26 protein-coding genes are annotated in these 25,958 nt (G+C 38.7%); 7 read left to right on the plus strand and 19 right to left on the minus strand.

Features of this window, described 5'->3' with window-relative positions; genetic code table 11:
- Positions 1 to 45: 45 nt before the first annotated feature.
- The 5 genes from A1D26_RS03790 to metN all read right to left on the minus strand — a co-directional run bounded on the left by A1D26_RS03790 (position 46) and on the right by metN (position 4,367).
- Positions 46 to 840: a MetQ/NlpA family lipoprotein gene (locus A1D26_RS03790; protein ID WP_157402752.1), complete on the minus strand. Its 795-nt coding sequence runs from the start codon at positions 838 to 840 to the stop codon at positions 46 to 48.
- 54 nt (positions 841 to 894) lie between these two features.
- Positions 895 to 1,707 carry a MetQ/NlpA family ABC transporter substrate-binding protein gene (locus tag A1D26_RS03795; RefSeq protein WP_157402753.1) on the minus strand — a complete coding sequence of 271 codons (813 nt, stop codon included), beginning with the start codon at positions 1,705 to 1,707 and terminating at the stop codon, positions 895 to 897.
- Between the two features lie 95 nt (positions 1,708 to 1,802).
- On the minus strand, positions 1,803 to 2,633 hold the full coding sequence (locus tag A1D26_RS03800; RefSeq protein WP_157402754.1) for a MetQ/NlpA family lipoprotein: 831 nt from the start codon (positions 2,631 to 2,633) through the stop codon (positions 1,803 to 1,805).
- Positions 2,634 to 2,665: 32 nt separating this feature from the next.
- Positions 2,666 to 3,343, minus strand: a complete 678-nt coding sequence (locus A1D26_RS03805) for a methionine ABC transporter permease (protein ID WP_157402755.1) — start codon at positions 3,341 to 3,343, stop codon at positions 2,666 to 2,668.
- A complete protein-coding gene (gene metN, locus A1D26_RS03810; RefSeq protein ID WP_157402756.1) occupies positions 3,333 to 4,367 on the minus strand; it encodes a methionine ABC transporter ATP-binding protein MetN in 1,035 nt (344 codons plus the stop codon). The genes A1D26_RS03805 and metN overlap by 11 nt, the downstream gene beginning before the upstream one ends.
- Before the next feature lie 438 nt (positions 4,368 to 4,805).
- Here metN and A1D26_RS03815 point away from each other — a divergent pair, with 438 nt between their 5' ends.
- Genes A1D26_RS03815 through A1D26_RS03830 form a run of 4 tightly spaced genes read left to right on the plus strand, consistent with a single transcriptional unit; the run spans position 4,806 to position 6,554 of the window.
- Positions 4,806 to 5,117 carry a YqcC family protein gene (locus tag A1D26_RS03815; protein WP_157402757.1) on the plus strand — a complete coding sequence of 104 codons (312 nt, stop codon included), beginning with the start codon at positions 4,806 to 4,808 and terminating at the stop codon, positions 5,115 to 5,117.
- 3 nt (positions 5,118 to 5,120) lie between these two features.
- A complete protein-coding gene (truC, locus tag A1D26_RS03820; RefSeq protein ID WP_157402758.1) occupies positions 5,121 to 5,852 on the plus strand; it encodes a tRNA pseudouridine(65) synthase TruC in 732 nt (243 codons plus the stop codon).
- Between the two features lie 53 nt (positions 5,853 to 5,905).
- Positions 5,906 to 6,091: a YoaH family protein gene (locus tag A1D26_RS03825; RefSeq protein ID WP_157402759.1), complete on the plus strand. Its 186-nt coding sequence runs from the start codon at positions 5,906 to 5,908 to the stop codon at positions 6,089 to 6,091.
- The gene (locus tag A1D26_RS03830) at positions 6,084 to 6,554 is read left to right on the plus strand and encodes a hypothetical protein (RefSeq protein WP_157402760.1); all 471 of its coding nucleotides are present in this window, start codon (positions 6,084 to 6,086) and stop codon (positions 6,552 to 6,554) included. The genes A1D26_RS03825 and A1D26_RS03830 overlap by 8 nt, the downstream gene beginning before the upstream one ends.
- A 313-nt stretch (positions 6,555 to 6,867) precedes the next feature.
- Here A1D26_RS03830 and grxD read toward each other — a convergent pair whose 3' ends face one another.
- The 7 genes from grxD to artP all read right to left on the minus strand — a co-directional run bounded on the left by grxD (position 6,868) and on the right by artP (position 13,443).
- A complete protein-coding gene (grxD, locus tag A1D26_RS03835; protein WP_157402761.1) occupies positions 6,868 to 7,194 on the minus strand; it encodes a Grx4 family monothiol glutaredoxin in 327 nt (108 codons plus the stop codon).
- Between the two features lie 88 nt (positions 7,195 to 7,282).
- A complete protein-coding gene (ettA, locus tag A1D26_RS03840; protein WP_157402762.1) occupies positions 7,283 to 8,953 on the minus strand; it encodes an energy-dependent translational throttle protein EttA in 1,671 nt (556 codons plus the stop codon).
- 155 nt (positions 8,954 to 9,108) lie between these two features.
- Positions 9,109 to 10,395, minus strand: coding sequence for a phosphoribosylamine--glycine ligase (gene purD, locus A1D26_RS03845; RefSeq protein ID WP_157402763.1), 1,287 nt, complete (start codon positions 10,393 to 10,395; stop codon positions 9,109 to 9,111).
- 218 nt (positions 10,396 to 10,613) lie between these two features.
- Complete coding sequence (artM, locus tag A1D26_RS03850) at positions 10,614 to 11,288, minus strand: arginine ABC transporter permease ArtM (RefSeq protein WP_157402764.1); 675 nt, start codon at positions 11,286 to 11,288, stop codon at positions 10,614 to 10,616.
- Entirely contained in the window at positions 11,288 to 11,959 is a 672-nt protein-coding gene (artQ, locus tag A1D26_RS03855) for an arginine ABC transporter permease ArtQ (RefSeq protein WP_157402765.1), read from the minus strand. The genes artM and artQ overlap by 1 nt, the downstream gene beginning before the upstream one ends.
- Before the next feature lie 4 nt (positions 11,960 to 11,963).
- Entirely contained in the window at positions 11,964 to 12,689 is a 726-nt protein-coding gene (locus A1D26_RS03860; protein ID WP_157402766.1) for a transporter substrate-binding domain-containing protein, read from the minus strand.
- A 19-nt stretch (positions 12,690 to 12,708) separates the two neighbouring features.
- Entirely contained in the window at positions 12,709 to 13,443 is a 735-nt protein-coding gene (artP, locus tag A1D26_RS03865) for an arginine ABC transporter ATP-binding protein ArtP (protein ID WP_157402767.1), read from the minus strand.
- A 184-nt stretch (positions 13,444 to 13,627) separates the two neighbouring features.
- On the opposite strand from artP, the gene A1D26_RS03870 reads away from it, so the two are divergent.
- Both A1D26_RS03870 and A1D26_RS03875 read left to right on the plus strand, forming a co-directional pair.
- Entirely contained in the window at positions 13,628 to 15,370 is a 1,743-nt protein-coding gene (locus tag A1D26_RS03870; protein ID WP_157402768.1) for a protein-disulfide reductase DsbD, read from the plus strand.
- A 22-nt stretch (positions 15,371 to 15,392) separates the two neighbouring features.
- A complete protein-coding gene (locus A1D26_RS03875; RefSeq protein ID WP_157402769.1) occupies positions 15,393 to 16,214 on the plus strand; it encodes an SDR family NAD(P)-dependent oxidoreductase in 822 nt (273 codons plus the stop codon).
- 10 nt (positions 16,215 to 16,224) lie between these two features.
- On the opposite strand, the gene priA is transcribed toward A1D26_RS03875, so the two are convergent.
- The 4 genes from priA to A1D26_RS03895 form a co-directional block, all read right to left on the minus strand.
- Positions 16,225 to 18,435 carry a primosomal protein N' gene (priA, locus tag A1D26_RS03880; protein WP_157402770.1) on the minus strand — a complete coding sequence of 737 codons (2,211 nt, stop codon included), beginning with the start codon at positions 18,433 to 18,435 and terminating at the stop codon, positions 16,225 to 16,227.
- Positions 18,436 to 18,438: 3 nt separating this feature from the next.
- Positions 18,439 to 19,302: an EamA family transporter RarD gene (gene rarD / locus A1D26_RS03885; RefSeq protein ID WP_157402771.1), complete on the minus strand. Its 864-nt coding sequence runs from the start codon at positions 19,300 to 19,302 to the stop codon at positions 18,439 to 18,441.
- A gap of 8 nt (positions 19,303 to 19,310) precedes the next feature.
- A complete protein-coding gene (rarD, locus tag A1D26_RS03890) occupies positions 19,311 to 20,216 on the minus strand; it encodes an EamA family transporter RarD (RefSeq protein ID WP_157402772.1) in 906 nt (301 codons plus the stop codon).
- A gap of 101 nt (positions 20,217 to 20,317) precedes the next feature.
- Positions 20,318 to 21,535, minus strand: a complete 1,218-nt coding sequence (locus tag A1D26_RS03895) for a pyridoxal phosphate-dependent aminotransferase (RefSeq protein ID WP_157402773.1) — start codon at positions 21,533 to 21,535, stop codon at positions 20,318 to 20,320.
- A 138-nt stretch (positions 21,536 to 21,673) separates the two neighbouring features.
- On the opposite strand from A1D26_RS03895, the gene A1D26_RS03900 reads away from it, so the two are divergent.
- Positions 21,674 to 22,981 (plus strand): isochorismate synthase, encoded by a 1,308-nt coding sequence (locus tag A1D26_RS03900; RefSeq protein ID WP_157402774.1) that lies wholly within the window; start codon positions 21,674 to 21,676, stop codon positions 22,979 to 22,981.
- 58 nt (positions 22,982 to 23,039) lie between these two features.
- Here the strand turns inward: A1D26_RS03900 and A1D26_RS03905 are convergent, their stop codons facing one another.
- From A1D26_RS03905 to A1D26_RS03915, 3 genes are read right to left on the minus strand one after another with little or no spacing between them, the layout of a single operon-like run.
- Positions 23,040 to 24,020: a peptide ABC transporter ATP-binding protein gene (locus tag A1D26_RS03905; RefSeq protein ID WP_157402775.1), complete on the minus strand. Its 981-nt coding sequence runs from the start codon at positions 24,018 to 24,020 to the stop codon at positions 23,040 to 23,042.
- A 31-nt stretch (positions 24,021 to 24,051) separates the two neighbouring features.
- The gene (gene dppD, locus A1D26_RS03910) at positions 24,052 to 25,044 is read right to left on the minus strand and encodes a dipeptide ABC transporter ATP-binding protein (protein ID WP_157402776.1); all 993 of its coding nucleotides are present in this window, start codon (positions 25,042 to 25,044) and stop codon (positions 24,052 to 24,054) included.
- A gap of 9 nt (positions 25,045 to 25,053) precedes the next feature.
- On the minus strand, positions 25,054 to 25,944 hold the full coding sequence (locus tag A1D26_RS03915; protein WP_157402777.1) for an ABC transporter permease subunit: 891 nt from the start codon (positions 25,942 to 25,944) through the stop codon (positions 25,054 to 25,056).
- Positions 25,945 to 25,958: the final 14 nt, after the last annotated feature.

Consider the following 25,958-nt stretch of genomic DNA (forward strand, 5'->3'; position numbering starts at 1 on the left):
TAATGATAAATAAGCGGTATCTTACCGCTTATTTTTATCTTCAGATTACCAACCTTTTACAACTCCACCTTTAAAGAGTTTTAAGGCTTCTTGGTAAACTTCTTCAGTTTGGTAGGATTTCACGAAGTCTTGAATAGCTTCATTATTTTCATTTCCTTGGCGGGTTACAATCAAATTCACATAAGGTGATTGTTTAGATTCCACGAATAGGCCATCTTTATCTGGACTTAAACCAATTTGACCCGCAAAGGTATTGTTAATAATTGCAAAATCTACATCATCGAGTACTCGTGTTAATAACTCACCATCAACCTCTTTTATTTTTAGATTTCTCGGATTCTCTAGAATATCTAATTGAGTTGCTAGTAAATTATTACCATCTTTTAATTTAATAAATCCCTGCTTTTCAAGTAGCAACAATGAACGACCTAAGTTAGTTGGATTATTTGGAATAGCCACTGTCGCACCATCTTGCAATTCAGAGATAGATTTGAGCTTTTTAGAATAGGCTGCAATTGGGTAAACAAATGTATTGCCGACAATACTCAGTTTAAAGCCGTTATCTTTAGAGTCTTTATCTAAATAAGGCTTATGTTGGAAAGCATTAGCATCAAGATCACCCTTATGAACTGCTTCATTCGGTGAACCATAGTCGGTAAATGAGACAAGCTCAACGTCACGATTATATTTTTCTTTTGCGATTTTAGCCGCTAATTCAGCAATTTGATGTTCTGGCCCAGACATAACACCCACTTTAATCTTAGCTTGCTGATCATTACAAGCAGTTAAAAATACTGCAGAGACTAATGTTGCTACACTTAATAACTTTTTGAACTTCATAATAACTCCTAATTATATATAAAAAAAGCGGTTAGAAACCTAACCGCTTACTGACTACCAACCTTTTACCACACCGTTGTTAAATAATTTCAACGCTTCTTGGTAAACTTCATCCGTTTGGAACGCTTTTAAGAAAGTCTTTAAACGCTCATCATTTTTGTTGTCTTCACGACTTACCACTAAGTTTACATATGGTGAATCTTTTGATTCAACAATCACACCATCTTTTTCAGGGCTTAAACCAGCTTGACCCGCATAGGTATTATTGATGATAGAAAGATCTACATCATCTAAAGAGCGAGTTAATAATGCTGTATCAATTTGTTTAATCTGAATATTTTTTGGATTCTCAATGATGTCATTTTCGGTTGAGAAAAGATTTTTGGGATCCTTCAATTTAATCACACCATTTGCTTGTAATAATAACAATGCACGACCTGTATTACTTGGGTTATTCGGAATAGAAACAACTGCGCCGTCTTTTAATTCATCAAGTTTTTTGATTTTTTTAGAATAAGCGGCAATAGGCCAAATGAAAGTATTACCGATAATCGCCATTTTATAGCCACGATCTTTACTTTCTTGTTCTAAATATGGCACCGTTTGGAATGCATTTGCATCAAGATCTTTAGCGTGTAATGCTGCATTTGGCTGGGTATATTCAGTGAATTGAACTAATTCAACATCTAAGCCATATTTTTCTTTTGCGATTTTTACCGCAACTTCCGTCATTTGAGCTTCAGGCCCAGTCATTACACCAATTTTTAAAGGTTGTGCTTTTGGTGCTTCTACTTTCTTTTCTTCTTTACAGCCTGTTAGCGCTAACGCTGAAACAAGTGCTAAACCCAGTAATTTTTTGAAGTTCATAAGATTTATCCTTATAGTGAATGAAAAATAAGAAGCGGTGAGTTACACTCAAAAATTTGCAAATTTTTCAGTAAATCTCACCGCTTGTAATTGGATTACCAGCCTTTTACTACACCATCTTTGAAGTGTTTTTGTGCTTCTTGATACACTTCTTCAGTTTGGTAAGCTTTCACGAAGTTTTTAACTGCTTCGCTATCTTTATTATTAGTACGAGCTACAATGATATTGACATAAGGAGAATCTTTACTCTCAACAAATACACCGTGTTCGGTTGCATTTAAGCCCACTTGACCTGCATAAGTGTTATTCACTACCGCTAAATCAACATCATCTAACGCTTTTGCTGCAACAGAAGTATCGACTTCTTTAATTTTTAAGTTTTTCGGGTTTTCAACAATGTCTAATGATGTTGAGAATAAGTTAGTGTTGTCTTTTAATTTGATTAACCCTTGTTTTTCTAAAAGAATTAAAGCACGAGCTAAATTACTTGGATCGTTTGGAACAGCAACTGTTGCGCCTTCAACTAACTCGCTCACATTTTTAATTTTTTTAGAATAGCCCGCTAATGGATATACAAAAGTGTTACCCACAATAACCAGGTTATCTAAATTTTTAGATGCTACATCTTTATCTAAATAAGGTTTATGTTGGAATGCATTTGCATCTAAATCGCCTTTACTTGTTGCAGTATTTGGCAGTGCATAATCATTGAAAAGCACAAATTCTACATCTAAGCCGTATTTGTCTTTTGCTACTTTAGCAGCAACTTCTGCCACTGTATGCTCAGGACCTGACATTACACCGACTTTAATTTTTTGTGCTTGTGGAGCAGACGCTGGAACAGCGTCTGCTTTTTTCTCTTCTTTACAACCTGTTAATGCTAAGGCAGAAACAACCGCTAAACCTAATAATTTTTTAAAGTTCATAGAAAAACCTCTTAATAAATGTTGTGTTTGAATTAACGATGATCGTAGCGTTTTGCAAGATTATCGCCAATTTTTTGGCTAATCATTACAATCGCAACAATAATAACGGTGGCGATCCACTTCACATATACCATATTTCTATGCTCTCCATAGCTGATAGCTAGGTTACCCAAGCCACCACCACCAACAGCACCCGCCATTGCGGAATAGCCGATAAGCGCGACTAAAGTTAGCGTAATGCCGTTAATTAAAATCGGTAAAGATTCAGGCAAATAGAACTTTGTGACAACTTGCCAATTCGTTGCTCCCATTGATTTTGCAGCTTCTGTTAAACCGCTTGGGATTTCCAGTAATGCATTTGACGTTAAACGAGCAAAAAATGGAATTGCAGAAACACTTAATGGCACAATCGCTGCTGTTGTCCCTAAAGTTGTTCCAACTAATAAACGAGTAAAAGGAAGTAATACCACAAGTAAAATAATAAATGGCACAGAGCGACCGATGTTGATTACAACATCTAATACTTGATGTAGCTCTTTATGTTCTAAAATTTCACCTTTGCCTGTTAAGAATGCAACAAAACCAATCGGTAAACCAATCACTACTGCCAGTAATGTCGCCATAAATCCCATATACAAGGTTTCAATTGTCGAAAGTGCGACTAGATCCCACATTTGCGGAGTTAATTGATTTTGAAAATCAGCCCACATAGCCTAGTACCTCAACCTTAACATTGTTATCAATTAAATAGAATTTTGCTTCCGCAATTGCGTCAGGATCACCTTCCATTTCAGCAATTACAAACCCAAATTTGACACCACCAGCATAGTCAATCTGCGACATCAAGATACTGAAATCAATACCAAATTTCTTCGATGCATTAGAAAGTAATGGAGCATCAACCGAACGCCCAGTAAACTCAAATTTAATAATCGGTTTACTGTTTGGTGTTTGGTTTGGTGACAATTGATCCATATACTCTTTTGGTAATTCAATATGGAAAGTAGATTGAATAAAACGTTGTGCTAATTCTGTTTTAGGATTAGAGAAAATTTCGCTTACTGAACCACTTTCTACTAATCGCCCTTGATCAATCACAGCAACACGATCACAAATACGTTTTACCACATCCATTTCGTGCGTAATTAACAAAATAGTTAAACCTAAACGGACATTGATCTCTTTGAGTAACTGTAAAATAGATTGTGTTGTTGCTGGATCTAACGCACTTGTTGCCTCATCGCACAATAAAACTTGCGGATCACTTGCTAACGCACGAGCAATCGCCACACGCTGTTTTTGCCCTCCCGATAAGTTACTTGGGTAAACATCACGTTTATCCGCCAAGCCAACTAATTCTAATAATTCGCTAACTTTTTTCTCAATTTGATCTTTAGCGGTATGACTTAATTCAAGCGGTAATGCCACATTTTCAAATACAGTTCGAGAAGAAAGTAAATTAAAATGTTGGAAAATCATTGCGATATGACGGCGAGCCAAAATAAGCTCTTTTTCAGAAAGGGTTGTTAAATCTTTGCCATCAACAATGACTTGCCCAAGTGTCGGGCGTTCTAATAAATTCACGCAACGGATTAGCGTACTTTTTCCAGCACCCGATGATCCAATAACACCATAAATTGTGCCTTTGGGTACTTCAAGATTAACATTGTCAAGAGCGGTTATTTTCTGCCCTTTAACTTCAAACTGTTTGCTGATTTGTTTCAGCTGAATCATAAAAGCCTGTCCACACTAAAAATAAAAATAATTGGGATATTTTAGACGTCTAGAATGCTATGTCAATGAACTAATGTTATTTTTTATGACAAAAAGGAATAAATCCTAAGATTTATTCCTTTCAAATGCCGTTGAACTAATCAATAAGCGGTGAGATGACAAGATTTTTTTGCAATTAGCTTACTGCTATTTGAACAAATACCTCATAAAAATCACGTTCACTTGTGATAAATTTTTGCTGAAATTGAGTAAGCGGAAACTGTGCGGATTGCTCTGCTACCCATTACGCTTTGTCTTTCATAATCGTTTGCAGAATAGTCGGTTGATTTTGCATAGTAGATCCTATCTAAAAACTTCAGTGTTTATGTGCGGTTTAATACCACATAATACCGAAAAATCGTTTAAAATAGCCAAACATTTTAGAGAGATAGACAACAAATGAAAGCTCAAATTAGACAACACTTAAATGATCTCCAAATTGCAATGCGGTTACATCATCAATGGGAAGAAGTTTCTCCCAGTGCTGAAGCGTTAGCGAGTACCGACCCTTTTTGTGTGAATACATTATCGGCAACACAATGGCTACAATGGATTTTTATTCCAAGAATGAATGCACTGCTTGATGCCAATGCCGAGTTACCACGCAATTTTGCCATCACCCCCTATTTAGAAGAAGCGTTAAAAGACGAAAGTTATCTTATGGCACTACACCAACCTTTAGCTAAACTTGAGAAGCTATTAAAAGGGTAAAAAATGCTAGATATTATTTATCGTGATGACGAATTGATCGCTATTAACAAACCTGCTGGAATGTTAGTACATCGGAGTTGGTTAGATAAACACGAAACCGTTTTTGCAATGCAAACGTTACGAGATCAAATCGGGCAACACGTTTTCCCTATTCACCGTTTAGATCGCCCAACATCAGGCGTGTTATTATTTGCATTAAACAGTGAAATGGCTCGCATTATGAGTGAACTCTTTGAACAGCATCAAATGCAAAAAAGCTATTTAGCAGTCGTGCGTGGTTACCTACAAGGTGAAGGGCGGATAAATTATCCCCTGAAGGTACAGTTAGATAAAATTGCAGACAAATTTTCACAAGAGAAAGAAGCACAAAACGCAATTACCGACTACCAACACTTAGCTCAAGTAGAAATGCCCTACCCAGCAGGTAAATTTCAAACCGCTCGTTATAGCCTTGTGCAACTTTTCCCACAAACAGGCAGAAAGCATCAACTTCGCCGCCATATGAAACATTTATTTCACCCGATTATGGGTGATACGAATTACGGCGATTTACACCAAAATCGAGCTTTAACCACTAATACAGGTTGCGATAGATTATTTCTACACGCTAACTCTTTGCAATTTATTCACCCAAGAAATTTGCAAAAAATTGAGATAAACGCACCGCTTGATCTGCAATGGCAACAACTTTTTACTCAATTTAATTGGCATTTCCCCCAATTTTTCAGGTTTTAATACTCTGATTAAAGTAAATAAAATCGACTAAATTAGACACTAGGAAGATAAATATGGATAATACATTACTTAGCCTAACCCACGAACAGCAACAACAGGCAGTTGAACAAATCCAACAACTGATGCAACAAGGCATTAGCAGTGGTGAAGCAATTGCTCTCGTGGCACAGCAATTAAAAGAGAAACATCGTCAAGAACATCAAACTATTAGTTCTAAGGAGAATAGAGAATATGAATAAAACGCTTGCACTAGCACTTGGTTTATTGTCTACCACTGTATTTGCAGAAGATAAAATACAACAAGCATCACCTGAGAAAGCCGTTGAGCCAAAACTAACTCTAACTATTTATGATACAAGCAATACAGTACCTAGAGCAATTGAAGGGCTAAAATATTCTTTAAAAGCAAAGAATTTATCTCTTTGTTGGACTGCTTTTGATATGCCATTTATACAGAGTAATAAAGTTATTGAATTATTTCATTCACCTAAAGCAAGCAAATTCACAGATGCTTCAGCTTCCACTGTTAGTTCAAAAGATAAGAAACAGCATACTATTGAGAACTATTTACCAAGTGTAAATGGGCAATATATTCATAGATGTTGGAATTTTGACAAGAAAGATCCATTAGGAAAGTACAGTGTGGAAGTTCAAATCAATAATATAAAGTTCCCAGCTTTATCATTTGAAGTAGTTAAATAAAGGTGTAATCGACAAAACAGTTATGCTTTAAACAACAGCAAGCAAGTAACCTTAAACTTGTTTGCTACCTTATTCACCCTATTTAAATGCTATAGAAAAAACCTTGTCAACCAGTAAGATATCCTTAGAGGTTACTTACCTAAGTCTGGAAGTAATTAGCTGGCCTTGGTGTTTTATTTTGATATTAGTTGACCGCATTTACACCAAACATGTATGAATAACCCAAAAACCAAGCGGGTAGATTTGCTAAAAATATTACAAATCTACACGCTTATGATTTAGATCACTACCAAAGGTAATATCAGATACAAAACTATGCTGGGTGTCTTTCTGCCACTTCTTTTAACAAAGCTTGTAACTCACCTTTTTGGAACATTTCAAGTACGATATCACACCCCCCAACTAATTCACCTTCTACCCATAATTGTGGGAATGTTGGCCAATTTGCGTACTTTGGTAATTCTGCACGAATATCTGGGTTAGTTAAAATATCTACATAACCAAATGGAACTTGGCAGTTAATTACTGCTTCTACTGCACGAGCAGAGAAACCGCAAGATGGGAATTTTGGCGAACCTTTCATATAAAGTAAGATTGGATTTTCGCTAATTTGTTTTTGGATTCTTTCAATAGTTTCCATTGTTTACCTCATTATTAACTGTAATAAGCATCTCTTGACACTTATCTTATTCAAAGATGATACAACTGTACCATCTTTATATGATTTACTACTTCGCAATACGTTTATATTTGATACGATGTGGCTGTAGCGCATCTGCTCCAAAGGTTTTCTTTTTCCATTCTTCGTAGTCAGAGAAGTTACCTTCATAGAAGGTTACTTTACCTTCATCACCGTAGTCAAGAATATGGGTAGCAATACGGTCTAAGAACCAGCGGTCGTGCGAGATAACTAATGCACAACCAGGGAATTCTAAAATTGCATTTTCTAGTGCACGCAAGGTTTCAACGTCTAAATCATTGGTTGGTTCGTCTAGTAATAAAACGTTTCCGCCCACTTGCAGTAATTTTGCTAAGTGTAAACGACCACGTTCACCACCCGATAGCTCACCAACACGTTTTTGTTGATCTACCCCTTTGAAGTTAAAGCGTCCAACATAAGCACGACTTGGAATTTCAAAGTTACCAATTCGCATAATATCCTGTCCGCCAGATACTTCTTCCCAAACTGTTTTGCTGTTATCCATCGCATCACGGAACTGATCAACAGATGCCATTACCACTGTTTCGCCCAAAACGATTGAACCAGAATCAGGCTGTTCTTGCCCTGATAGCATACGGAATAAAGTTGATTTACCCGCACCATTTGCACCGATAATCCCGACAATCGCTCCTTTTGGAATAGAGAATGAGAGATCGTCAATTAAAGTACGTTCACCATAAGATTTCGTTAGATTTTGTACTTCAATCACTTTATCCCCTAAGCGCGGACCAGGTGGAATAAAGAGTTCATTAGTTTCGTTACGTTTTTGATATTCGCCACTATTAAGTTCTTCAAAACGAGCCATACGAGCTTTACTTTTTGCTTGGCGACCTTTTGGATTTTGACGTACCCATTCAAGCTCTTTTTCGATAGATTTTTGACGAGCCGATTCCGCTGCTTGCTCTTGTGCTAAACGTTTCTCTTTTTGCTCTAACCAAGATGAGTAATTTCCTTCCCAAGGAATACCTTCTCCGCGGTCAAGTTCTAAGATCCAACCTGCTACGTTATCTAAGAAATAACGGTCGTGGGTAATGGCGACTACTGTGCCTTCATAATCGTGCAAGAAACGCTCTAACCAAGCCACTGACTCTGCATCTAAGTGGTTGGTTGGCTCGTCTAATAACAACATATCTGGTTTTTCAAGTAATAAACGGCAAAGTGCAACACGACGGCGTTCCCCCCCTGAAAGATGCTCAATTTTTGCATCCCAATCAGGTAAGCGTAACGCATCTGCTGCTCGCTCTAATTGATTTTCAAGATTATGACCATCGTGAGCTTGAATAATTGCTTCAAGTTCTGCTTGCTCCGCTGCCAGTTTATCAAAATCAGCATCGGGATCAGCATAAAGTGCGTACACTTCATCTAAGCGGGTAAGAGCCTTTTTAACTTCACCGACTGATTCTTCAATAGCTTCACGCACAGTTTGTTGTGGTTCAAGTTTTGGTTCTTGTGGAAGATAGCCAATTTTAATCCCTGGTTGTGGGCGAGCTTCCCCTTCGATCTCTTTGTCTATGCCCGCCATAATGCGTAAAAGTGTTGATTTACCCGCACCATTTAAGCCAAGTACCCCGATTTTAGCACCAGGGAAGAAACTTAATGAGATGTCTTTAAGAATGTGTCGTTTTGGTGGAACAACCTTACCAACACGATGCATTGTATAAACAAATTGCGTGGACATTATATTCATTCCTCATTGATAAAAATTGACGGCTATTCTACTTGAAATTAGACTAGGTGGGAATCTGAAATCTTGCTTAGATAAAATCTATCTTTAAGAAAATCCCCACTTTTAGTAAGTAGGGATTAGGGATATTTAGAAATAATGCAACAAACTTATTGTTGTTCTCTCGCAACCGCTCGATAACCAATATCTCTACGGTAGAAACGACCTTGCCATTGGATCTGTTCTGCTAATTTTAACGCCTGTTGTTGAGCATCAAAGACAGAATGACCTAATGCTGTTGCACAAAGTACACGTCCACCATTGGTTAATAATTTACCGTCTTTTTGCTCTACTCCGGCTAAAAAGACTTTTTGTCCTGCAATCGTCTCGCTAGGAATACCTGTAATTTCATCGCCTTTTCGATAATCTCCTGGATAGCCTTCAGCAGCTAACACAATACCTAAAGCCGCTTGCTCACACCATTTAGACTGCACTTCATCTAATTTACCATCGCACGCTTTTAAGCAAAGCTCCACTAAATCCGATTCTAAACGCATCATAATTGGTTGTGTTTCAGGATCACCAAAACGGCAGTTAAATTCGATTACTTTTGGCTGACCATTTGGCATAATCATTAAGCCTGCATATAAAAAGCCAGTGTAAGGATTATTTTCAGCTGCCATTCCACGCACAGTCGGGTAAATGACTTCGTCCATTACACGCTGATGAATTTCAGCGGTTACTACTGGAGCAGGAGAATAAGCCCCCATTCCACCTGTATTTAAGCCTTTATCCCCTTCGCCAACACGTTTATGGTCTTGGCTAGTTGCCATTGGTTCAACATTTTTACCATCTACCATTACGATAAAGCTAGCCTCTTCACCATCTAAAAATTCTTCGATCACAACTCGGCTACCTGCATCACCAAAAGCATTGCCTGACAGCATATCTTTCACTGCTTCTTCTGCTTCTGCGAGAGTCATCGCCACAATGACCCCTTTACCCGCAGCCAAACCATCCGCTTTAATCACGATAGGTGCACCTTTTTCACGCAGATATGCTAAAGCAGGTTCAACTTCAGTGAAGTTTTTATATTCTGCTGTTGGAATTTGGTGACGAGCTAAGAAATCTTTTGTGAATGCTTTGGAGCCTTCAAGTTGTGCGGCTGCTTGGGTTGGTCCAAAGATTTTTAACCCAGCTTGACGGAAAGCATCAACTACACCGATAACCAATGGTGCTTCAGGGCCAACAATCGTTAATCCCACCTCATTTTGTTTAGCAAATTCAACTAAAGCGGTAACATCAGTCGCTGAAATGGCAACATTTTCAATGCCTTGCTCTAATGCTGTACCAGCATTTCCTGGTGCAACAAACACTTTAGTGGCTAAAGGAGATTGACGAACTTTCCAAGCTAATGCGTGTTCACGCCCACCATTACCGATAATTAAAATATTCATAGTTTTCCTTAAAGTTGTAAAAAAGACAGAAAATCAGACCGCTTTTATAGGTTAATACCGTAAGCAAACGATTGCGTAGTTTACCGAATTTTACTGCATACTAAAAGGGAATAATCAGAAACAAGCGGTGAGATTATGATGATTTTTGTCAAGATGGATATGAGTGGGAATTCATCCCACCCGATTAAATGACTGGATAATTGCTATTAAGGTTTCCTCTAGCTTTCCAATCGTTCAAAACGCAATACCTTACGTTCAACTTGGCGTAGGATAAGCGTCATTATGCCTGTAATCATTAGATAAATTACGCCTGCCATGCCATAAATTGACAGCGCATCATATTCTGTACCGTACAACTGACGAGCATAGCCTATAATATCCATAATGGTAATGGTTGATGCCAACGATGTGCCTTTAAACACCAAAATAATTTCATTACTGTAGGAAGGTAATGCCCGTTTTAATGCGTAGGGGATAAGAATTTTTAGTGTTTGTAAACGATTTAAACCTAAAGCCGCACAGGTTTCCCATTGTCCTTTTGGAATAGCTTTTACTGCACCATGAAATAGTAGCGTCGTGTAAGCGGTACTATTTAATGCCAAAGCCAACATTGCACAAAACCACGCATTTGAGAGCAATGCCCACAGCGGACTATCCACAATCCATTGAAATTGCCCCGGCCCTGCATAAATTAAGAAGAACTGAATTAACAACGGCGTACCTGTAAAGAGCGTTAAAAAGAGATTGATCGCCCCTTTGATTAAACTATTTTCCATTGAAAGTAGGAACGTCAGCAATAACGCTAAGAAAAACGCCACTGTTAATGCCACAAAAGTGAGCAATAAGCTAGTTGGAATACCTTGAGCAATTACATTGAAATAATCCTGTAGCATTATGCAATTCCTCTTTCAAAGCGGGTAAAACGAAGTTCTAATTTACGAATAATCACTTGGCTCAATAAAGTAATCACTAAGTAAATTAAGGCTGCAAAGCCATACCAAGTAAATGGCTGATGCGTTGTAGTATTGATCAATTCAGCTTGACGCATTAAATCGTGAACGCCGATTAAAGAAACCAATGCGGTATCCTTCAACAACACAAGCCACTGATTACTTAACCCTGGCAATGCGTGTCGCCATACCTGTGGCATCACAATATGAATAAAGGTATAAATTCGACTGAGTCCTAAAGCCGCTCCCGATTCCCATTGCCCAACGGGCACAGCTTGAATAGCACCACGCAAAGTTTGTGAAGCATATGAAGCGAAGATCAAGGCTAATGCAACCACACCGCAACCAAAAGGCCCAAGCTCGACATAATTCCCAGTGAGTAACTCCAAAATTTCTGGCGTACCAAAGTAAATTAAAAAGACGACCAAAATTTCTGGCAACCCTCGCAATAATGCAACAAACACTGCGGTAGGTTTATTAATTATCGCCAATCTATGTGTTTCAAGGGAAACAAACAAAATCGCCAATAACATGCCTACGACTAGTGAGCAGAGAGCAAGCCCTAAGGTCATTAGGGCAGCTTGAGAAATTAAGGGAAGATAATCCACAAACATATGATTATTTCGTCATCCATTTATCATAAATTTTTTGATATTCGCCATTTGCTTTAATCGCGGCAAGCCCTTTATTTAAGTCTTCCACTAACGCAGTATTTGATTTTTTCACCGCAATACCTAAACCGTTATTAAAATAACGTTTGTCTGTTACACGCTCACCGACAAAACTAAGCTCCGGGTTTTTATCAAACATTTCTCTCAATACATCCGTATCGCCAAAGATAGTATCAATACGTCCATTTTTTAAATCCAATACTGCATCTTGTATGCTTGCATAAGAACTTACCGCATACTGTTTTGCTTCCGCATTGATATATTGTTGATAAGTTGTACCATTTTGCACGCCAACTTTTTTAGCTTGAGCAAGATCGCTCATTTTATCTTTTACACTAATAAAACTTGCTGAACTTTCATAATATGGAGCAGAAAATGCAACTTGTTTTGCACGAGCTTCTGTAATGTCAATAGCTGAAATTGCCGCATCGAAACCACCACGCCCTTTAATTAAACTTGGAATCAACGCATCAAAAGCTTGTGCTTTAAAATGACAGGTTGCATTTAGTTCTTTACAAATTGCATTCGCAATTTCAACATCAAAACCGATAATTTCACCTTTTTCATTTGTTGATTCAAATGGTGGATAGCTTGGTTCCATTGCAAAAGTAATATCTTGTGCGTTAGCGAATGTAGTTCCTGCCAAGAGTGCGGCTAAAAGTAATTTTTTCATTGTGTTTACCCCATAATTATTAGTGTGAATGTGAAAGATAATGTGCAAATTGTTCCGTTTTTGGTGTTTCAAAACAACTTGCATCACCTTGTTCAATAATCTTGCCTTTTTCCATATAAACCACTTTCGTGGCAACCTTACGAGCCACAGAAACCTCGTGGGTTACAATCACTTGCGTGATCCCCGTACTCTGTAACTCCTGAATAATATCAACAACTTGAGCTGTAATTTCTGGATCTAAAGCAGCCGTTGGCTCATCAAATAATAATACCTGCGGTTGCATCATTAACGCTCTTGCAATCGCAACACGTTGTTGCTGACCGCCCGATAAGTGCAAAGGAAAACGCTCAGCAAATTCAGCTAATTGCAAACGAGCCAACAAACCTTTTGCTCGTTCAATAGCTTGTTCTTTCTCTAATCTCAGCACTTTCATTGGTGCTTCAATCAAGTTTTGCATTACTGTTAAATGTGGCCATAAGTGATATTGTTGAAACACCATTCCCACTTCTTTACGCAAGAGTGAAACCTGTTTAGCATCCGCTTTAGCGGTGAGATCAAACTTATGATTTGCAATATCTAACATTCCTGATTGTGGTACTTCCATCAGATTTAAAGTGCGAATTAACGTGCTCTTTCCTGCTCCACTTGGGCCAAGTAGCACCACCGTATCGCCTTTTTCAATATTCAAATTGATATCAAACAAGGCTTGATTAGAGCCATAATAAAAATTGACATTACTAATGCGAATTGCCATTTAAGGAAGATCCTATTCAAAATTCAAAAAAACTGAATAGATATTATTTATTTTTGAATAACTATGCAAGATATTTTTGTTAAAAAATGAAAATAATTGACTAGATTTTTCGTGTAATAAATACTTTGTCAAAGCGTCTATTCATTATTAGAATGTCATTTGTTGCTAATTAACTAATTTATCTATGCTACTTCGATTATTTTTACTTGTAATGACGCTTGTAATGAGCTTCTCTACCCACGCAAATTTGTTTAACTCAAAGCCCAAATTCTTAGCTGGATCTGACGCTTTCCGTTTTTCTCATCAGATTTCCACTGATTCTGTGCAGTTAGAATGGCAAATTGCTGACGGATATTATTTATATAAAAAACAACTCATCATAAATGGTGAAAAAGTGGCACTAGGGGAAATAAACTATCCTGAGAGTGAGCAATATAATGATGAATTTTTTGGGCAAGTGGATATTTTTCACCACCAATTAACCGTTAATGTGCCTATTTCACAGCGAGAGCAAGGGGCAAAACTTAGCGTGGAATATCAAGGTTGTACCAAAGGTTTCTGCTACCCACCAGAAAGCATCATCTTAGCCTTAGATGAACAAGCGGTGAGTTCGACACAATCTTTTGCAAAAACCTCAACTATTGCAAAAAATAGCGACAATCCAACCGCTTATGCTGAAGAGCCTCCCAAAGCAGAACAAACTATATTGGCTGATAATTTAGCCCAAAATCGCTTTTCAATTTTTTGGTTCTTTGTTTTAGGTTTAGGGCTTGCCTTCACCCCCTGCGTGTTGCCAATGTTGCCACTATTATCCGCGATTGTGATTGGGCGACAACAACGCCCTAATGGCTGGGTTGCATTTAGCTTGAGTTTGACCTATGTGCAAGGAATGGCTCTAACTTACACCTTACTCGGTTTAGCCGTTGCCGCCATTGGTTTACCGTTTCAAGTAGCATTACAAAGCCCACCTGTTCTAATTACGCTCTCAATTCTGTTTGTGATATTGGCTTGTTCAATGTTCGGCTTATTTAGCTTAGAACTACCGCATAGCTGGCAGCAAAAACTCAATCAATTAAGCCAACAGCAACAGGGCGGTTCTTACCCTAGCGTGTTTGTAATGGGAATGATCGCAGGGTTAGTCGCCTCACCTTGTACATCTGCTCCTCTTTCTGGAGCATTACTCTATGTGGCTCAAAGCGGTGATCTTCTTACTGGTGGGCTAGCTCTCTATTTACTTGCTTTAGGAATGGGCATTCCACTGGTACTTATCACACTATTTGGCAATAAAATTCTACCGAAATCGGGCGATTGGCTATTAAAAGTCAAAACTATTTTTGGTTTTGTGATGTTAGCCTTACCCGTTTTTTTACTCTCACGAGTACTCCCGACGGAATTTGAACCCTTGATGTGGTCTGCATTAGCCATTGCATTTTTTATTTGGCTTAATGAACAATTTAACGTACAGAAATGGTGGAAAAAAGCACTTCGCCTAGTCGTACTCGCCGCATTAGTTATCAGTGCAAAACCTTGGGTGGATTTTCTTTGGCAACAACCGACACACACACAAACAACACAGCTCCACTTTACCCGAATTAGCTCGTTGAGTGAGTTACAGCAACAAATTAACGCTCATCAAGGTAAAAAAGTGATGTTAGATCTCTATGCTGATTGGTGCGTAGCTTGTAAAGAATTTGAAAAATACACATTTACTGATGCCAATGTTCAACAGAAATTAAATCAAATGTTAGTGCTACAAATTGATATGACAAAAAATTCACCGGCTAATGATGAATTGATGAAACATTTCAATATATTAGGGCTACCAACTATTCTCTTTTTTGATGAGCAGGGCAATGAGCTGACACAATCAAGGGTAACAGGGTTTATGTCTGCCACAGACTTTTTACACTGGTTAAATCAGCTATGATCATTTTGAATTAGGATACACAATGCAAACTATTCTTATCACAGGCTGTTCATCTGGAATTGGCTATGCTACCGCCCACTATTTAAAAGAAAAAGGCTGGCGAGTGATTGCAAGCTGCCGACAAGCAGAAGATGTGCAACGTTTACAATTTGAAGGCTTTGAATGCTTACAGCTTGATGTAACAAATTCTCAGCAAATCCAACAAGCCTTTGAATATATTCAAACAAGCGGTGGGTTAGATGCCGTTTTTTGCAATGCTGGGTTTGGACAACCTGGTACGGTAGAAGATATTCCTCGTGATGCCCTGCGTGAAATTTTTGAAACCAACGTATTTGGTTGCTGGGAAGTGACAAACTATGCAATGAAAATTTTCCGTAAACAAAATTACGGGCGGATTTTAATCAACAGTAGTATTTTGGGTTTTGCTGGAATGCACTTTCGTGGTGCTTATAACAGCACAAAGTTTGCTTTAGAAGGAATGGCAGATACGCTCCGCCACGAACTACACGGTTCAAACATTTATGTGAGCCTGATTGAACCAGGCCCAATCCAAAGCAAATTTAGACCTAATGCGGTGATTAAATTACATCAATATATTGATATGGAAAACTCTTTTCATCGCCAAGCCTATCAGCAACAATTAGCTAGACTAAACACCAAAGGCAACGCCAACCCATTTACCTTGCCTTCAACTGCCTGTGCTATCGCTTGTTATCGAGCACTTTCAGCTAAAAAACCTAAAGCTCGCTATCAAGTAACCTTTCCAACAAAACTATTTTGGTGGCTTAGACGTATTTTACCTACACCACTTTATGATTTTTGTTGTAGAAAAGGTGGGGGATAAGTTTATTTACTTACCCCAAATCCTGCGGATCAATATCTACGCTTAAGCGAATATCATTGCGTAGGAATTGTTCTCTAACTATATCGAATTGGTTTAATAGCTGTTGGATCAATCCTCTTTCTGCGTGCTGAATAATCAGTTGCCAACGAAAATGCCCTGCTTTTTTTGCCATTGGAGCATTTATTGGGCCTAATAGCTGAAAGCCTTGCCATTGGGGTGTGGTGATAATTTGCTGTAAACAAGCGGTGAGTTCTTGCAAAAAATTTACCACTTTCTCATTATCTCGCCCTGTGGCTCGGAAAAGTACCTGTGCCGAAAATGGCGGTAATCCCATTAGTTTTCGCATTGATAGTGCTTGTTCTGCAAAACTTAAATAACCTTCCGTTAATAAACTTTTGAGTAATGGGTGATCAGGATAATGAGTTTGTAACACAACTTCGCCCTGTTTTTCTGCTCTTCCTGCTCGCCCTGCGACTTGAATATAAAGCTGGGCTAAACGTTCTTCTGCACGAAAATCAGTTGAAAATAGGCTACTGTCCACATTCACAATCGCCACAAGGGTAACATTAGGGAAATGATGCCCTTTGGCTAACATTTGTGTGCCGATTAAAATTTGGCTTTTACCCGATTGAATTTCAGCAAGATGTTGCTCTAACGAACCTTTACGAGCAGTGCTGTCGCCATCAATTCGAGTGATATTAAATTGTGGAAAATGTTGGCTTAAAGTCTGCTCTAGCTGTTCTGTCCCAATACCCGTAGTAATTAAATGCGTTGAGCCACAATGGCCACATTGACGGGGAATAATGTGCTGAGAGGCACAATGATGACAACGCAATACTCGACTTTTTTGATGATAAGTATAGGGTTTCTCGCACGCTTCACATTGGCAGATCCAACCACACTCGTGGCATAATAACACTGGGGCAAAACCACGCCGATTGAGAAAAAGCATTACTTGGTTGCCTTTCTCAAGATGGCTTTTCATCATTGCAAGTAAACGCTCTGATAGTCCAGCATAAATCCGTTGTGTTTTTAGATCGATAACCTGTTGGCGAGAAAATTGTGCATTACCTGCCCGGGCATTAAGTTGTAATTCGATAAATTTGCCATTTTTACCATTTTGCAAACTTTCTAAACTTGGCGTTGCTGTCCCTAAAATAATTGGGATTCCTTTATGCTTTGCGCGCCATATTGCAAGATCTCGGGCGTGATAACGCCAACCATCTTGCTGTTTAAAAGAACTATCGTGTTCTTCATCAATAATAATTAAACCAAGCCGATCAAACTGCGTAAATAAAGCAGAACGGGTGCCGATCACAATCGCACTTTCACCATTTTTTGCTCGTAACCAAGCATTTAAACGTTGGCTATCGTTCAAATTAGAATGTAGCACATCAATTTCAACATTAAATCTTGCCTGAAAACGTTGTATCGTCTGCGGAGTTAAACCGATTTCTGGAACTAACACGAGTACCTGTTCCCCCCTTTTTAGTACTTCATCGATCACTTGCAGATAGACTTCCGTTTTGCCAGAACCTGTTACACCATTGAGCAAAAACGCACCATATCCTTGATGAAAATGCAAACGGCTTACAATCAATGATTGCTGTTTATTGAGTACCAAACGATTTTGTTGATTACAAATAGGTTTATCCGCTAATCGTTGTTGCCACGATTGAGCGATAAATGGTACATCAACCTTTTCGAGTAGCCCTTTATCCATTAACGCTTTCCAAGCTGTTGGGCTACAAGCTGTCGGTTTCTCAAAAACTTTTGCAAGCTGTACCAACTCCGCTAATAAGGCTTGCTGTTTCTTTGCACGAATTAGCACCCCATTGGCTAACGCATTATGCCCTTGTTCCGTCACTGAAAAATAATCGCAAGTGGTGCGCTCGGTGCTATCCCCTTGCCGTAACTTAATCGGCAATGCACTTTGTAGAACCTCGCCCAATGGAGCGTGATAGTAATTAGCCGCCCAAGTCAATAACGACCAAATTTCATTATCAAAGAGTGATTGAGTATCTAATACTTCAATAACAGGCTTGAGTTTGTGAGTAGGAACTTCAGTTTCTGTTGGGAAATCAACTACTATGCCTAATTTACGTTGATTACCAAATGGTACAATAACTCTTGCCCCTTTAACCACCAAGCACTCTTCAGGCAAAAGATAATCAAAATAACGAGCCAACGGCACAGGCAAAGCAACTCGAATTAATTTCATAAATTAGGTACTTTTTCGGAAACTATCAAAGGTTAAGCAGAAAATAGAACACGCAAGGCAAAACATTAAGAAATAAGATTGTGAACTTAGCACTTCGCCAATCGCAAGAGAAATCAGTAGCATAATAAAGGGTTCAGCGTAGCCAATTAAACCAAGTACATTCATTGGCAATAAATTACTTGAACCTAAAAAGAGAATGAAAGCCGCTCCATTTACTAAACCGAATAATGCTAGGTAATAATAAAGTGATGCATTTTGGCTAAGAATCGCATCCATATTGATTTGACTGATGTAATAGAGAGCAACAGGCAAGCAGAGTAATAGTTCCACCAAAAAAGTAGCAAGAGTGTTAATATGAAAATAGCGGCGTAGCATAATATAGAGTGGGTAACCAAATCCTGCAACAAAAGTTGCCCACGAAATTTCCGCAGAAAAACCGATATTGGCCACCACCCCCACTAAAGCAAAGAGAAAAGATGCCCATTTTAATCGGGTGAATTGTTCTTTAAATACGATTTTTCCTAATACTACGGTTACAAGCGGAAGGAGCAGATAACCAATGGATACTTGTAGGGCTTGTCCATTATTCGGTGCCCAAAGAAACAGCCATAACTGTACGCCTGTGTTAAACGCAAGAAGGAACACTACTAAGACAAGCGGTGGCTTTTTACGGATTTTTTGCAAGAGATCGTAGAATAAGTGTTGTTGCTTAAATAAGAAAATGGCAAGAAGAATAAACGGAATAAGCACCACAATGCGAAATCCGAACATAGCCATATCACTTAATGGGCGTAATAAAATGGCAAAATAGTAGCCTACTCCAAATAAAATATTGCCCGTTAAGGCAAATACAATCCCTTTTAGCATCCATCCCCCTATTCGATTGCGTTATATTTAGCGCTTTTTATGCGTTTACGTTTGCGTAACACCAATATACCGTCCAACATTAAACACAAAATAGCAATGCCTAAACAGATTAAGAGTAAATAAGCATCTGGGTTTAATGTTTCACCGATAACAAATGAGATAAACAACATCGCACAAGGTTCGATATAACCAAGTAAACCTAATACATTAAAAGGAATTAGGGTGCTGGCTAAGGTATAAGAAATGAGGGCGACACCACTCATTAAACCAAGTAAAAGTAGGTAAAAATAGATATTCGGGTTCTGCTGTTGAATCACTGGCATATCAACTTGGCTGATAAAATAAAGTGCTATCGGGAGTAGTAAAGCAATTTCAATCACAAAACTGTAGATATGGCTAATGTTGAATTTCTTACGCACCATAAAATAAGCAGGATATCCTGTGGCAACTAAAGCGCTTGCCCACGACAATTTACCAGCTAAAAGAATGTTGCTAAGCACGCCAATAAAAGCAAAGAAAATCGCCAACCATTTGCAAAATGAGAGATGCTCTTTATATAGCAGTTTGCCTACTGCGACCATTGCTATCGGCATTAGTAGGTAGCCTATTGATACATCAATGGCTTTGCCGCTATTCGGTGCCCATAAAAAGAGCCACATCTGAATACCAACAAGTGCTGATGATAGACAGAGAATAAAAATCAATTTAGGGTTTTGTTTGATCTGTTTTAGAAAGTCAATAAAGGCTTTTTGTTGCTTTAATAAAATAACTGCAAGAAATAAAAACGGGAGTGTAACTAACATTCTAAACCCGAATACATCTTCACCTGCTAATGGACGCAAAAATGTGGCGAGATAATACAGCCCACCAAATAAGATAGATGCCAATAAAGAACAGAAAATACCTTTGATCATTTTGAGCCTTGTTAGTTATATTGTTATTGTAATATTGCTTATTTCAAATCGCGTCTAACCCCTCTTTTTTAAAGAGGGGAATTTTTTGACAGAGGCAGAGATTAATCTTGACGGTATTTTTGTAAAAATTTGCCTAAACGTGTAATAGCTTCTTCTAGCTGATGAACATAAGGTAAGGTTACAACGCGGAAGTGGTCTGGTTTATGCCAGTTAAATCCTGAGCCTTGCACGAGTAATACACGTTCTTGTTGTAAGAGATCAAAGACAAATTTTTGGTCGTCTTTAATCGAATACATTTCAGTATCAATTTTCGGGAACATATACATTGCCCCTTTTGGTTTCACACAGCTAATTCCTGGAATTTGTGTTAATAGCTCGTGAGCTTTATTACGTTGCTCTAGTAAACGCCCACCCGGTAAAATAAATTCATTGATACTTTGATAACCACCCAATGCGGTTTGAATAGCGTGTTGCATCGGTGTATTTGCACATAAACGCATTGACGCTAACATATCTAAGCCTTCAATAAAGCCTTTAGCTTGCTGTTTTGGCCCATTTAATACCATCCAACCTTGGCGGAAACCAGCAACACGATACGCTTTTGATAAACCATTATAGGTTACCGTTAAAAGATCAGGTGCAAGTGAGGCAATGTGATGATGTACAGCACCATCATAGAGAATTTTTTCGTAAATCTCATCAGCAAAAATAATTAAATTATGCTGACGAGCTAATTCCACGATGTCTAATAAAATTTGGCGACTATATACTGCACCCGTTGGGTTATTTGGATTAATGACTAAAATCGCTTTGGTGTTTGGAGTAATTTTAGCCTTAATATCTTCAATATCAGGGAACCACTCATTTTCTTCATCACACAGGTAATGTACCGCTTTCCCACCAGCAAGAGTCGCTGCCGCAGTCCAAAGTGGATAGTCTGGCATTGGAATCAGAATTTCATCGCCATCATTTAATAATGCTTGCATTGACATTGTAATCAACTCTGATACACCATTACCGATGTAAACATCATTGACATCAATATCCAATAAACCTTTTAATTGGTAGTATTGCACAATCGCTTTGCGGGCAGAATAAAGCCCTTTGGAATCACAATAGCCTTGTGCGGTTGGTAAGTTACGAATTACATCGACTAAAATTTCTGCAGGTGCATCAAACCCAAAAGGAGCTGGATTGCCGATGTTTAATTTTAAAATTTTATGCCCTTCTTCTTCCAAGCGAAGCGCTTCTTTATGTACAGGCCCACGAATATCATAACGAACGTGAGTTAATTTATCGGTTTTTGGAAAACGTTCCATTGAGATTACCCTAAGATTAAAATAAATGTATGAAAAACGCTTAACTCTACTCCGATTTGCTAGGAAAAAAAAGGGGAAATACGCTAAAATGTCTTTCTTTTTTCAAACAAGCGGTGAGATTTCACTACAAATTTGCCAATGTCTATTTTTACCGAATTAAAACAAAGGTTTATTACTCTACTTTCACAGCCTAATGTTCGTCAATTTAATTGTTTATCCGACCATTTAGATTGGATAAAAATTGAAATTATTGTTGAGCAGTTAGAATCTGTGCAAGATAGCCTTTGGTTGCATTGGTTAAAGCAGCAACCTACTTTTCCACATTTTTTCTGGCAAAACCGTTCTAATAACCTCTTATTAGCGGCTATTGGTGCGGTGAAAACCTTTTCACACTTGGAATGTGCAGAACAGTTTTCTCAGCAGCTTGGCATAAAATTAGTCGGTGGGCTGAAATTTGAAGGCGAATGTCAATTTATATTGCCTCGTCTTTGTATTGAAAAAAATTTGCAGAAACTGACCGCTTGTTTATACCTAAACAAGCAAAATCTTGCTGAAGAAATTCAGACTTGTTTAGCTTTACTGGCTAATATAGATAAAGTGGCTGATGAAACAACTGCAAAACCACAAATTATTACAACCAATGCTGTCAATGATTTTGACGTTTGGCAAAATAATATTCAACAAGCCATTGATAAAATTAAGCAGCAAGAATTTCGTAAAGTAGTACTCGCTAATGCGACCACTTTTATTTTCAATCAGCCGTTATCCGCTTATGATTTATTGGCGATTAGCCAGCGTAAAAACTTGGGTTGCTACCATTTTTTATGGTCGGAACAACCATCTCAAGCCTTTATTGGCTCAAGCCCTGAACGTTTATATAAAAGAGAAGCTTTGCAGCTGAGAACTGAAGCACTTGCTGGAACTGCGACCGTTACAAGTGATGTAGAACAAACCGACAGAAATCGTCTTTGGCTATTAAGCGATCAAAAAAATATTTATGAAAATCAGTTGGTGGTTGATGATATTTGTGAACATCTGGAAGATTGTGTAACACAAATCAATGTGAATAGTGCTGAAATAAAGCGGTTACATAACGTGCAACATTTACGCCGTAAAATCCAAGCAACGTTAAAAGATCAGGTTTCTGATGCGGATTGCCTAACGCGTATTCAACCAACAGCCGCCGTTGCAGGCTTACCACGCTTGCCTGCTACACAGTTTATTGCTAAACAAGAAGGATTTGAACGAGGTTGGTATGCTGGAACCTTTGGCTACATCAGCCCACAATCTGCGGAGTTTTGCGTTAATCTCCGCTCCGCTAAAATTCAGCAAAATCAAATTACGCTCTATGCAGGCGCTGGGATTGTCGAAGCTTCTGATCCTGAAACAGAATGGCAAGAGATAGAGCGCAAAGCCTTAGCAATGGCGGGATTATTTGTTGCATAAGTTGGTAAGATATCCATTTATAGCTTACCAACTCATTATTCTTAATCTCTCCTATAACTTACTCAACCACAAAACAAGAGATTTTTGTTCCATCTGGGTAAGTTTTTAGCTCTGGCCGTTCTTGTTTACAACGTTCGGTTGCGAGACGACAACGAGCATGAAACGCACAACCTTTCGGTGGATTAAGTGGGCTTGGGAGTTCGCCTGTGAGCTTAATCCGTTCACGTCTGTGTTCTGGCTCTAAACGAGGTGTTGCCGAGAGAAGCGCTTGAGTATAAGGGTGGCGTGGGTTACTGAAAATCGCATTTGTTTCACCTTGCTCAACCACACGTCCTAGGTACATTACCATTACTTCATCAGCAATATGTTCTACCACAGACAGATCGTGAGAGATGAACACATAGGATAAGCCCATTTCCTCTTGGAGATCCATCATCAAGTTAAGTACCTGAGCACGCACCGACACATCAAGTGCTGATACAGGTTCGTCTGCAACAACAATATCAGGTCGAAGCATTAACCCACGTGCAATGGCGATACGTTGACGCTGCCCGCCTGAGAACATATGTGGGTAGCGGTCATAAAATTCAGGCTTTAACCCTACTTTTGCCATCATTTCTAGCACTTGCTCTTTACGTTGTTGTGCTGAAAGATCGGTGTTGATCAATAATGGTTCTTCTAAAATTGCACCGACTTTTTTACGCGGATTAAGTGACGCATAGGGGTTTTGAAATACAATCTGAATTTTTTTACGGCGTAATTTTTCTGTTTCGTTATCGCTAACTAGAAAATTCTGCCCTTTATAAAATAATTCGCCTTCTGTTGGGCGTTCAATCATGGTGAGCATTCGCCCTAATGTTGATTTTCCACAACCAGACTCACCCACAATGGCTAATGTTTTCCCACGTTCTAAGATAAAAGAAACGCCGTCAACGGCTTTTACCATTTTCGGTTTAGCAAACATTCCCTTTTTAACAGGGTAATATTTTTTTAAGTCCACCGCATCTAAAAGCGGTGGGGTTTTATTGATATTTTGCATATTATCATTCCAACTCAATAGGTTTCACTGCTTAAAGAAAGGCTTGCTTATTTGGCAATCCGTCAAGACCAAGTGGCGTATGACATTTTACTTGTCGTCCATTTAGTGTTCTTAATGCTGGCTCTTCTTGACGACAACGATCCGTTGCATAAGGACAACGTGGGTTTAATAAACAGCCTTGTGGTCGGTCATATTTACCCGGTACAACACCAGGAAGTGATTGTAAGCGTGATTTACCTTCCGCAAATTCAGGTAAGGCTTTTAATAATGCTTGTGTATAAGGATGCAATGGTGATTTGAAAATTTGCTCTGCTTTGCCCTCTTCAACCACTTGCCCTGCATACATTACGATAATGCGATGCGCTGATTCCGCCACGAGTGCTAAGTCATGGGTAATTAAGATCAACGCCATATTTTCTTTACGTTGCAATTCAAGCAGCAAATCAATAATTTGTGCTTGAATGGTTACATCCAATGCAGTAGTTGGTTCGTCAGCAATCAATAATTTAGGATTGCAAGCAATCGCCATTGCAATCATTACCCGTTGACTCATTCCCCCTGAAAGTTGATGTGGGTAAACTTCTAAACGAGAAACAGGATCAGGAATACCAACCATTGTAAGTAATTCAACTGCTCTTGCTCTACGACTTGCTTTTGAACCACCTTGGTGAACCTTCAAGGCTTCCATAATTTGATAGCCAACGGTATAACTTGGGTTAAGGCTTGTCATTGCATCTTGGAAAATCATTGATACATCTGCACCAACGATTTTCTGTTTCTCTTTCGGTTTTAATGAGAGAAGGTCGTTGCCGTCAAAATGTAAGGCGTTCGCCATTACACGTCCTGGGTAATCAATCAACCCCATAATAGCTAGTGAGCTGACCGATTTTCCCGATCCCGATTCCCCAACAATACCTAATACTTCGCCTTCATTGATGGTATAACTAACACGATCCACAGCTTTAAATGGTGTTTTTTGATCACCAAAGTGGACGGAAAGCTCTTTTACTTCTAATAATGCCATTTTCTGCCCTTACTGTTTTAATTTTGGATCAAGTGCATCACGCAAACCATCACCCATTAGGTTGAAAGCAAGCACGAGCGATAAGATAGCTAATCCCGGAATCGTGACCAACCAGTTTGCCGATTGCATAAAGCCACGAGATTCCGCCAACATTGTACCGAGTTCTGGTGTTGGTGGCTGAGCACCGATCCCTAAGAATCCCAACGCAGCAAGTTCTAAAATTGCGTTAGAGATCCCCATTGTCATTTGTACAATTAAAGGAGCTAGACAGTTAGGTAAGATAACAATGAACATTAAACGCCATACACCAGCTCCTGCAACACGAGAAGCGGTAACATAATCTCGATTTTTTTCACTTAATACAGAAGCACGCGTTAAACGAACATAACTTGGTATAGAAACTACCGCTATCGCAATTGCTGCATTGATAAGCGAAGGACCAAGAATGGTAACAACACCGATAGTTAAAAGTAGGCTTGGAATTGCCAACATAATATCGACAAAACGCATAATCACAATATCAATGGTACCGCCATAGTAGCCTGCTAATAAACCGAGAATTACACCCAGCACGCAAGACATTAACACAATCAATAAGCCGATAAAAATAGATAATCTTGCACCATAAATAATACGAGAAAGAATATCACGCCCGATATCGTCAGTTCCGAGTAAATATTGGCTATTCCCGCCATCAAACCACACTGGGGGAAGTAGCAATGCACTACGGTTTTGCTCGATTGGATCAAACGGAGCAACAAAATCGGCAAAGAGACACGCAAACGAAACGATTGCGATAAAAGTCAGCCCGATAACTGCCCCTTTATTTTGGCGAAAATAGTACCAAAATTCTTGAAAAGGCGTTAAGGGAGCAGGTGAAGTTACTTCAACACTAGACATCAATCACTCCAAAA

Source organism: Ursidibacter maritimus, from assembly GCF_009761395.1.
Classification (GTDB): domain Bacteria; phylum Pseudomonadota; class Gammaproteobacteria; order Enterobacterales; family Pasteurellaceae; genus Ursidibacter; species Ursidibacter maritimus.